This window comes from Streptomyces sp. ADMS (assembly GCF_033441795.1).
Taxonomy (GTDB): Bacteria; Actinomycetota; Actinomycetes; order Streptomycetales; family Streptomycetaceae; genus Streptomyces.
In genome coordinates, this window is record NZ_JAVFVX010000100.1 from 1 (window position 1) to 9,134 (window position 9,134).

Here is a 9,134-nt window from a genome sequence, read left to right on the forward strand (position 1 = left end):
AGCGGATCGAGGCGCCGGAATCCTCAGGTCATCGCCGCATCGCCGCATCGCCGCAGTTCGGGGCCACGCATGGCGCTGACGGTCGGTCAGCAGCCGCGCGACCCTGGAGCCGTGTCCCATGAGGTGGCCGACGCGCGGCTTACGGGAACGCGTCGAGCAAGGTCGCTTGCACCACGAAGCGGGACACGGCCCGCCCCGGCAGGAACCGGCACGCTGCCGGAATGCGCCAGTGGTCACGGTCGGGGCCGGCAAGGGCTCACCGGCGCCTACAGGAACGCCAGATTCACGATCCAGAAGCTGAACGCCGCCACCACGGCCGCCGCCGGCATGGTGATGAACCAGCCCAGAACGATGTTCTTGGCGATCCCCCAGCGCACCGCCTTCAGCCGCTTCGTCGCGCCCACGCCCATGATCGCCGAGGTGATCACATGGGTAGTGGAGACCGGGGCCTTGAAGAGGTAGGCCGTGGCGAACATGATCGACGCGCCCGTCGTCTCCGCCGCGAAGCCCTGGGGCGGGTCCAGCTCGATGATCTTGCGGCCCAGGGTGCGCATGATGCGCCAGCCGCCCGCGTACGTGCCCAGGGACAGCATCACCGCGCAGGAGATCTTGACCCAGACCGGGATCGGGTCGCCGTAGTCCTCGACGTCGGCGATGACCAGGGCCATCACCACGATGCCCATGGTCTTCTGGGCGTCCTGGAGGCCGTGGCCCAGGGCCATGCCCGCCGCCGACACCGTCTGTGCGATACGGAAGCCGCGCTTGGTCTTCGACGGGTTCGCGCGGCGGAAGATCCACATGATCGCCGTCATCACCAGGTAGCCGGCCAGCAGGCCCACCAGCGGGGAGACGAACATGGGGATGACGATCTTCTCCAGGACGCCGTCCCAGTAGACCTTCGTGCCGCCCGCCAGTGCCGCCCCCACCATGCCGCCGAACAGCGCGTGCGAGGAGGACGAGGGGAGGCCGAAGTACCAGGTGATCAGGTTCCAGGTGATCGCGCCCACCAGCGCGGCGAACAGGATCGCCATGCCCGAGGAGCCCTGGGGCGTCTCGATCAGGCCCTCGCTGACCGTCTTCGCGACGCCGCTGCCCAGGAACGCGCCGAGCAGGTTCATCACCGCGGCCATCACCAGGGCCGCGCGGGGCGTCAGCGCGCGGGTCGACACGGACGTCGCGATCGCGTTCGCCGAGTCGTGGAAGCCGTTCGTGTACGTGAATCCGAGCGCGACCCCGATGGTCACGATCAGTGCGAAGGTGTCCATGAAAGGGTCAGGACTCCTTGACCGCGATGGTCTCCACCGTGTTCGCCACGTGCTCGAAGGCGTCGGCCGCCTCCTCCAGCACATCCACGATCTGCTTGAGCTTCAGCACCTCGATCGCGTCGTACTTACCGTTGAACAGGTGTGCAAGAAGCTTTCTGTGGATCTGGTCGGCCTGGTTCTCCAGCCGGTTGACCTCGATCCAGTACTCCGTGAGGTTCTCCATCGTGCGGAGGTTCGGCATCGCCTCCGCCGTCAGCTCCGCCGCCCGTGCCAGGACCTCGATCTGCTGCTCGACGCCCTTGGGCAGTTCCTCCACGTTGTAGAGGACGACCAGGTCGACGGCCTCCTCCATGAAGTCCATGATGTCGTCGAGCAGCGAGGCGAGCTTGTAGATGTCCTCGCGGTCGAACGGCGTGATGAACGAGGAGTTCAGCTGGTGGAAGATCGCGTGCGTTGCGTCGTCACCGGCGTGTTCCGCGGCCCGCATGCGCTCGGCGATCTCGGCCCGGCCGGAGGCGTCCGCCCCGAGCAGTTCCATGAGGAGTCGCGAGCCCGTGACGATGTTGTCCGCGGAGGCGGCGAACATGTCGTAGAAGCTCGTCTCCCTGGGGGTCAGACGAAATCGCACGTGAGGTCCTCGGAGTCCTTCGGATTCGGTCAGGCTGATGCTAGGCGCAACATTCGGCCACGGCTAACGGGTCGCTCCCCAGTGTCGCCCATCGGGCAGAGAGGCCTGCACGGTGGTCTACACCTGAGCGGAACGGCGTCCGGACCGCCTGATCGGCACCGGGCACTGGCCCTATACCCAGCAAAGTTCGTTACGATATACCCGGCAGGGGTATCTCGATGTTTTATCAACCGTTATGTGCCTGATGTTCTGTCCAACGGGAGGACGCGATGACGACCGCCGAGGCCGGTGCCGGAACGCCCGACGTGGTGACCGACGTGGTGACCGATCACGACCGGGGTGTGCACGGGTATCACCATCAGAAGGACGAGCATCTGAAGCGGCTGCGCCGGATCGAGGGGCAGATCCGCGGGCTCCAGCGGATGGTCGACGAGGACGTCTACTGCATCGACATACTCACCCAGGTCTCCGCCTCCACCAAGGCCCTGCAGTCCTTCGCGCTCCAGCTCCTGGAGGAGCACCTGCGCCACTGCGTCGCGGACGCGGCCCTCAAGGGCGGTACGGAGATCGACGCGAAGGTGGAGGAGGCGACCAAGGCGATCGGTCGTCTGCTGCGTACCTGACCCCCTGGCCAACCCCGTGACGTCCGTCGCTTTTCAGCCACCGGACGTGAGCTTGCGCTCCTCGCGCTCCTCCGCCACCCTCAGCACCTCGTCGATGCTCTCCAGGCTGAGCCGCTCCTCGCCGGCCGCCGAGGCCGCGATGATCAGATCTCCGCACAGCTCGATCTCGGCGAGGGCCACGTGGTCCTGAACTGCCGTACCGCCGACCGGAGCCACGTGCATCACCTCTTCTCTGCCGTCACCGCTTCCTAGAGTAGGGAGCGGTCTACACCCCGCGCATGGCACGGACGGGCTAGTCCTTGCGCTACGGCGGACGCAGCCGGGGCGGACCGGGTTGCTCGCCCGTGCGCTTTCCCAGTTTCCCGTACGGCAGTCCGGCGCGGGCCACTTCCGCCCTCACTGCTCGGCGATACGGCCCGTGTAGATGTCCGCGGGCCGCGGCAGCCGTACGTGCACGGCGGCGCCGAAGTCGTACAGCAGCGTCGTCGAGGCGACCGCGACCGCGCCCTTCTGCCGGCCGTTGACGAAGCTGAACCGGTGCAGGAGCTTGCGGATACGGCCCGAGTCGTCGAGGTAGGCCTCGAAGGGGACCTCGGCGGTCGCGAATCCTTTCGCCGCCGCTCCCAACGGGCCCCTGTTTCCCGGTGAGGCGCTCTTCGCGGCCTCGGCGAGGTCGGCAGTGCCCCGGTAGTGCCGTACCTCGGTGCCGGCGACCCTGGTCCGGCCGACGTACGTCGCCTCGTGAGTCCCGCGCAGCACCTCGGCCGCGGCGAACGGGTCCGTGGCCCCGCCCGTCACCAGGTTGCCGTCGGAGAGGGTCGCCGTGTCCACCCGTACCCACTTGTCGGCGGGGACGCCCGCACCCCGGTTCTTCATGAACAGGGCGCCCGGGGCGAGGAGTTCGGTGATCGGGCGGTGCGGGCTGGCGCCCGCCGGGTCCTGGGGGAGCAGTACCTTCAGCCGGCCGAGCTGCTTCTCGTAGTCGTAGACGCCCTCGCCCTGGATGGTGACCCGGGTGCCGCCGGTGGCCATCTCCATGGAGGTGGTGGTTCTGGAGGTGCCCGCGTCGACCAGTGTCGTGGCGGCGCCCCGCAGGACGCGGACCGCGTCGCCGGCCGGGCGCGCGTCCCCGGCGGAGGATTCACCGCGGCCCGTGCAGCCGGTGGCGCAGATCAGGAAACCCGTCGTCGCGGCGGCCATGACGACCGCCCCGCCCGCTCGCCCGTGTCGCCGCCGGTCCATCGCCGCCCACCCCCAAGCCGGGCCGTCGGTCCACGGCCGTCGTCGTTCCGCTTAACGAGGGGTGGGGGAGGTCGTCACGCGCGTAGCAGTGGTTCACCCGGGGATGGGTACCGTTGTGGGTGTGGCGCAGCAGGACCCAGGCGAATCTTCTCAGTTCCCCGACGAGCACTCCGTTTCCATGGTGGAACACGGGCCGTTCTGCTTCGCCAGGTGCGTCTGCGGGTGGCGAGGGCCCGCTCGCCGGGCCCGCAGTCTGGCCCGGTCGGAGGGCAGGGCACACGAGGAGGAGGGCCGATAGGGCCTGCCCGGCAGATCATGCCGGGGGCGCGGGGGCGCGGGGGCGCGGGGGCGCGGGGTACGCGGGGAGGCGGGGAGGCGGGGTACGCGGGGCGTGGGTACGCGGGGACACCAGCCGCTCCACGGCGGGCGCCCGCCCGCGGCGTTGCCGTCGGTTGCCGACTCCTCCGTGCTCGGTGCTCCCTCTGCTCGGCGTTCCGCATGCTCGGCGTACCCTCTGCCCGGTGTTCCCCATGCCCGGCGTGCCCGTGCTCGGTTTCGCTCGCGCGGGGGCCCCGTCGCGTCGACGCGCTACTCCGGCCTGCAGTCAGACGTGACAACTTCCGCTCACCGGCGCTGACGAGGCGCCGTAGCTGTCCTCCGGCCCCGGTCCGCCGGGCAGGCCCCGGCTACTCCTGCCGCAGGGCCAGCAGTTCGTCGACGAGGTCCTTGTCGCGGGGCTGGGTGAGGCGTTCGTGGGCCGCCGCCGGGGGCAGCCACAGGACGAGGTCGACCTCGTCGTTCGGGGCGAAGGCTCCGGACGTCGCCTCTGCCGCCCAGTAACTCACCTGCTTGGGGCGGCCGTTGGCCTCGTAGTGGGTCGTGGTGAGGGGAGCGCCGGGGGCGGCCTGGTAGCCCGTCTCCTCCTCGACCTCGCGCAGTGCGGCGGCGAGTGTCTCCTCGTCCTGCTTCAGCCGGCCCTTCGGATGCGACCAGTCGTCGTACTTCGGCCTGTGGACGAGGCAGATCTCCAGGCCGCCGTCCACGGGTGAGCGGCGCCACAGGACGCAGCCCGCGGCCAGTACCGGTCGTTCGTCGGGTCGTTCGCCGGTGGAGGTCATCTCGTACTCATCGCCTTCTTCTCCCAGGACTGCTGGAACGCGAACCGTGCCGCCTCCACCTCGTGCCGCTGGTCGGCGTGCAGCACGCCGAGCGCGTACGCCGTCGCCGGGGCGATGCGCGGGGTGCGTGCCGCCGCTGCCGCCGCCGAGGCGGCCTCGGCGGCTTCCCGGTGGCGGTTGAGTGCCGCGCCGGCCGCCGGCATCCGTACGTCCACGCGGGCTTCGTCGCCCTCCAGGACCTCGTGGGCGTAGCGGCGCAGGCGCAGCAGGAGGCGTACGTGGTGCCAGGGGGCGTCCTGGGGGTGGGGGGCGGGGTCGGCGGAGAGGCCGTGGACGAGGGCCTCCGCGTTGTAGGGGTGGCCGGCGGTGAGGAGGGGGAGGGCGGTGACCGCGTCGCAGAGGCGTTCGTGGGCCGCGGTGGCGAGGGGGCGCAGGTCGGTGGGGGTTGTGGTCGCGGTGAGGGTGAGGGGGACTTCGCTGGCCAGGACCGCGACGTTGTCCGCCACCGCGTGGAAGCGGCTCGATCCCAGGGCTTGCAGGGCTGCCGAGTGGGCCCGGGTGCGGGCGAGTGTCAGTTGGCGTTCGAGCAGGGCGCCCGCTTTCGCGGCGCCCACTGTCAGGTTGCCGCGGTCCGGTGTGGGCGGGCGGGTCGGGGGGCCGGAGCTGCCGGGATCCGCTTTCGGCGGGACGGGATCCGACCCAGCGGAACGACTGCCCACAGTTGCGCTCGCCTGAGCTGGGACAGGTGCCGCGCCCGACAGCCGCTGCAGTGCCAGCAGCAGGCGTTCCAGGCGGGCCGCGTAGGCGTGTTCCCTGGCCAGGGTGCCCGACAGCCAGGCCAGTTCGGGGTGCATCGTCTCCGACCAGGTGGGGTCGAGGAGGGGGCGGAAGGTGTGGAGGGTGCCGGTGATGCGGCGGGCCGCGTGGCGCATGGCGCGGGCCGCGTCCACGGGCTCCTCTCCGGGGGAGGCGGAGGAGCCCGTGTGTGTCGTACCCGTGCCTGTCTCTCTGTGCAGGCGCAGGGCGCGGAGGAACTCCGTCGCCTGCGCCCGCAGGTAGTCCGCCAGGGCGTCGGCGGTCACGGGTCCGGCCGTCGTGGGGTCGGTCGGGTCAAGGTGTTGCTGTGCCACGCCTGCGCCTCCGGGCGTCTATGAGCATCTCCTGGACGTGCCGCAGTGGGTGGCCTTCGGGGTCCGTCGAGTGCCGGGTCCATTCGCCGTCCGGGCCCAGGTGCCAGGACTGCGTGGCGTCGGACATACCGGTTTCCAGCATCCGGCTGAGCGCGGCCCGGTGGGCCGGGTCCGTGACCCTGACGAGTGCCTCGATGCGGCGGTCGAGGTTGCGGTGCATCATGTCGGCGCTGCCGAACCACACTTCGGCCTCGCCGCCGTTGCCGAAGGCGAAGACCCGGGAGTGTTCGAGGAAGCGGCCGAGGACGGAACGGACCCGTATGTTCTCGGAGAGGCCCGGGACCCCGGGCCGTACGGCGCAGATGCCGCGGACCCAGATCTCGCACGGGACGCCTGCCTGGGAGGCGCGGTACAGCGCGTCGATGATCGCCTCGTCCACCATCGAGTTGACCTTGATACGGACGTACGCGGGGCGTCCGGCACGGTGGTGCTGGACCTCCTTGTTGATCCGCGAGATCAGGCCGTCCCGCAGGGACTTGGGGGCGACCAGGAGGCGTCGGTACGTCTCGCGGCGGGAGTAGCCGGACAACCGGTTGAACAGGTCAGAGAGGTCCGCGCCCACCTGCTGGTCGGCCGTCAGGAGGCCCAGGTCCTCGTACAGGCGGGCCGTCTTGGGGTGGTAGTTGCCGGTGCCGACGTGGGAGTAGCGGCGCAGCGTGTCGCCCTCCTGGCGGACCACCAGGGACAGCTTGCAGTGGGTCTTCAGGCCGACGAGGCCGTAGACGACGTGACAGCCGGACGCCTCCAGCTTCCGCGCCCACTTGATGTTGGCCTGCTCGTCGAAGCGGGCCTTGATCTCGACGAGGACGAGGACCTGCTTGCCTGCCTCGGCGGCCTCGATGAGGGCGTCCACGATCGGGGAGTCGCCCGAGGTCCGGTACAGGGTCTGCTTGATGGCGAGGACGTCGTCGTCGCCCGCCGCCTGCTCCAGGAAGGCCTGCACGGAGGTCGAGAAGCTGTCGTACGGGTGGTGGAGGAGCACGTCCCGTTCGCGCAGGGCGGCGAAGATGTCCGGCGCGGACGACGACTCGACCTCGGCCAGGTCGCGGTGGGTGCCGGCGATGAACTTGGGGTACTTCAGCTCGGGCCGGTCGAGGGAGGAGATGCCGAAGAGGCCGGTGAGGTCGAGCGGACCCGGCAGCGGGTACACCTCCGCCTCGGTGATGTTCAACTCCCGTACCAGCAGGTCGAGTACGTAGCGGTCGATGGACTCCTCGACCTCCAGGCGCACCGGCGGCCCGAAGCGGCGCCGCATCAGTTCCTTCTCCAGGGCCTGGAGGAGGTTCTCGGCGTCGTCCTCCTCCACCTCCAGGTCCTCGTTGCGGGTGAGGCGGAAGGCGTGGTGCTCCAGGACCTCCATGCCGGGGAACAGCTCTTCGAGGTGCGCGCCGATGACGTCCTCGATGGGCACGTACCGGCTCGGGGAGGCTTCCAGGAAGCGGGACAGCAGCGGCGGCACCTTCACGCGCGCGAAGTGGCGGTGTCCGCTCACCGGGTTCCGTACGATCACCGCGAGGTTCAGGGAGAGACCCGAGATGTACGGGAAGGGGTGCGCCGGGTCGACGGCCAGCGGGGTGAGGACCGGGAAGATCTGGTGGCGGAAGAGGGTGAACAGGCGGGCCTGCTCCTTCTCCGTCAGCTCGCTCCAGCGGACCAGGTGCACGCCCTCCTCGGCGAGCGCCGGAGCGACGTCCTCCTGGTAGCAGGCGGCGTGCCGGGCCATCAGCTCGCGGGAGCGGGCCCAGATCATCTCCAGGACCTCGCGGGGCTGGAGACCGGACGCGGAGCGGGTGGCCACGCCGGTGGCTATACGGCGCTTCAGGCCGGCCACCCGGACCATGAAGAACTCGTCCAGGTTGCTGGCGAAGATCGCGAGGAAATTAGCCCGTTCGAGGAGGGGCGTGCTGGGATCCTCGGCCAGTTCGAGCACTCGCTCGTTGAACGCGAGCCAGCTGCGCTCCCGGTCGAGGAAGCGGCCCTGCGGCAGCTGTTCGCCGTCGTACGGGGCCTCCTCGTACTCGTCGAGGTCGGCGTCGATGTCGGGTTCCAGGTCGGAGACGACGGCTGACACCGTGTGCGGGCGGTGGGACGTCAGGGAACCGACGGACGGCTGCGCGTGCTGTACCTGCGACTGGGCGTTTGGCTGGCTCATGACCCCATTGTTCCGCGCCGGGGCGGGGACGGGCGCGTCGGAACGCGCGGGCGGGAGCGCGGCGGGGGCGGGTCGGGCCGCTCCGGTCCCGTTGGTGCCCTCTGGGGGCGGTGAAGACTCAGGCACGGCGGGCGTCATTGGGTGAGCGTCGCAAGCCTGGCTGAATCACTGGTTACGAGGACATGACGTGCGGGATATCGGCGGGCGGCTCGCGGGTGCGCGCAGGAGGCGTCTGGCGTCCGCGTCTGCCCCTTCCCTCCTGTGGAAGGGGCGTACGCGGGCCGGGGCGGCGGCGCTCAGACCGTGCGGCGGCGCAGCAGCCGGAAGGCGGCGCCCGTCGCGGCGGCGGCGAGGGCGAGGACGATTCCGGTCTCCATGAGCTGGAGGGGCCAGAAGTGGGAGACCGGGTGGTGGTCGCGGTAGAAGCCGACGACGTCGTGGTCGGCGAGGCACCGGGTGTCGGCGACGCAGACCGGGTCGGTGATGGGCTTCCCGGTGGAGGCCAGGGCGCCGTCGCCGACGACCAAGCCGATGTACTCCGGATAGCCGTCCTTGCTGGTCAGGGTCTCGACCGGCCACAGATGCGGACGCAGCGACATGATCACGAACTGGAGGACCAGGAAGGCGAGGAAGGTGCTGCCGGAGGCGGCCAGGGACCGCTGTACGAGCAGTCCCGTCAGGACGCCGACGGTGAGGCCGAGCAGCGCGTACGCGGGGGCGAGGGTGCCGTTCGCGAAGTAGTTGCCGTCGTTGTACCACTGCCGGGTGCCCATGCCATGGAACAGCTCGGTGTGCGCGCCCCACGCCAGGCGGTGCAGGAGGACGAGGAGGAGGGTGCCCGCGGTGAGCAGGGCGGCCGGTACGGCGAGCTTGGCGGCGAGCCAGCGCGCCGGGGACACGGACTGGGTCCAGGCCA

General features: G+C 70.3%; 8 protein-coding genes and 1 pseudogene. 1 reads left to right on the forward strand and 8 read right to left on the reverse strand.

The annotated features are described in order from the left end of the window. Nucleotides 1–266: 266 nt before the first annotated feature. The gene (locus RB628_RS31420) at nucleotides 267–1,265 is read right to left on the reverse strand and encodes an inorganic phosphate transporter (RefSeq protein WP_318323980.1); all 999 of its coding nucleotides are present in this window, start codon (nucleotides 1,263–1,265) and stop codon (nucleotides 267–269) included. Between the two features lie 7 nt (nucleotides 1,266–1,272). Beyond that, nucleotides 1,273–1,893 (reverse strand): DUF47 domain-containing protein, encoded by a 621-nt coding sequence (locus tag RB628_RS31425; RefSeq protein WP_164321238.1) that lies wholly within the window; start codon nucleotides 1,891–1,893, stop codon nucleotides 1,273–1,275. A gap of 269 nt (nucleotides 1,894–2,162) precedes the next feature. On the opposite strand from RB628_RS31425, the gene RB628_RS31430 reads away from it, so the two are divergent. Beyond that, nucleotides 2,163–2,516, forward strand: coding sequence for a metal-sensitive transcriptional regulator (locus RB628_RS31430; RefSeq protein WP_318323981.1), 354 nt, complete (start codon nucleotides 2,163–2,165; stop codon nucleotides 2,514–2,516). 33 nt (nucleotides 2,517–2,549) lie between these two features. Here the strand turns inward: RB628_RS31430 and RB628_RS31435 are convergent, their stop codons facing one another. The 6 genes and pseudogenes from RB628_RS31435 to RB628_RS31460 form a co-directional block, all read right to left on the reverse strand. Beyond that, the gene (locus RB628_RS31435; RefSeq protein WP_318323982.1) at nucleotides 2,550–2,738 is read right to left on the reverse strand and encodes a hypothetical protein; all 189 of its coding nucleotides are present in this window, start codon (nucleotides 2,736–2,738) and stop codon (nucleotides 2,550–2,552) included. A 174-nt stretch (nucleotides 2,739–2,912) separates the two neighbouring features. Next, on the reverse strand, nucleotides 2,913–3,758 hold the full coding sequence (locus RB628_RS31440) for a hypothetical protein (protein ID WP_318323983.1): 846 nt from the start codon (nucleotides 3,756–3,758) through the stop codon (nucleotides 2,913–2,915). Between the two features lie 686 nt (nucleotides 3,759–4,444). Continuing rightward, complete coding sequence (locus tag RB628_RS31445; RefSeq protein ID WP_318323984.1) at nucleotides 4,445–4,876, reverse strand: NUDIX hydrolase; 432 nt, start codon at nucleotides 4,874–4,876, stop codon at nucleotides 4,445–4,447. Continuing rightward, nucleotides 4,873–6,006, reverse strand: coding sequence for a CHAD domain-containing protein (locus RB628_RS31450; protein WP_318323985.1), 1,134 nt, complete (start codon nucleotides 6,004–6,006; stop codon nucleotides 4,873–4,875). Before RB628_RS31450 ends, RB628_RS31445 begins: the two co-directional genes overlap by 4 nt. Beyond that, the gene (locus RB628_RS31455) at nucleotides 5,987–8,356 is read right to left on the reverse strand and encodes an RNA degradosome polyphosphate kinase (protein ID WP_412180752.1); all 2,370 of its coding nucleotides are present in this window, start codon (nucleotides 8,354–8,356) and stop codon (nucleotides 5,987–5,989) included. Before RB628_RS31455 ends, RB628_RS31450 begins: the two co-directional genes overlap by 20 nt. 158 nt (nucleotides 8,357–8,514) lie before the next feature. Then, nucleotides 8,515–9,134 (reverse strand): annotated as a pseudogene (locus RB628_RS31460) (ABC transporter permease); the annotation flags it as partial.

What these genes read in the sequence shown, in the direction of transcription:
- RB628_RS31420 (WP_318323980.1), bottom strand. Translation starts at nt 1,265, where the DNA reads ATGGACACCTTCGCACTGATCGTGACCATCGGGGTCGCGCTCGGATTC.
- RB628_RS31430 (WP_318323981.1), top strand. Translation starts at nt 2,163, where the DNA reads ATGACGACCGCCGAGGCCGGTGCCGGAACGCCCGACGTGGTGACCGAC.
- RB628_RS31435 (WP_318323982.1), bottom strand. Translation starts at nt 2,738, where the DNA reads ATGCACGTGGCTCCGGTCGGCGGTACGGCAGTTCAGGACCACGTGGCC.
- RB628_RS31440 (WP_318323983.1), bottom strand. Translation starts at nt 3,758, where the DNA reads ATGGACCGGCGGCGACACGGGCGAGCGGGCGGGGCGGTCGTCATGGCC.
- RB628_RS31445 (WP_318323984.1), bottom strand. Translation starts at nt 4,876, where the DNA reads ATGACCTCCACCGGCGAACGACCCGACGAACGACCGGTACTGGCCGCG.
- RB628_RS31455 (WP_412180752.1), bottom strand. Translation starts at nt 8,356, where the DNA reads ATGACGCCCGCCGTGCCTGAGTCTTCACCGCCCCCAGAGGGCACCAAC.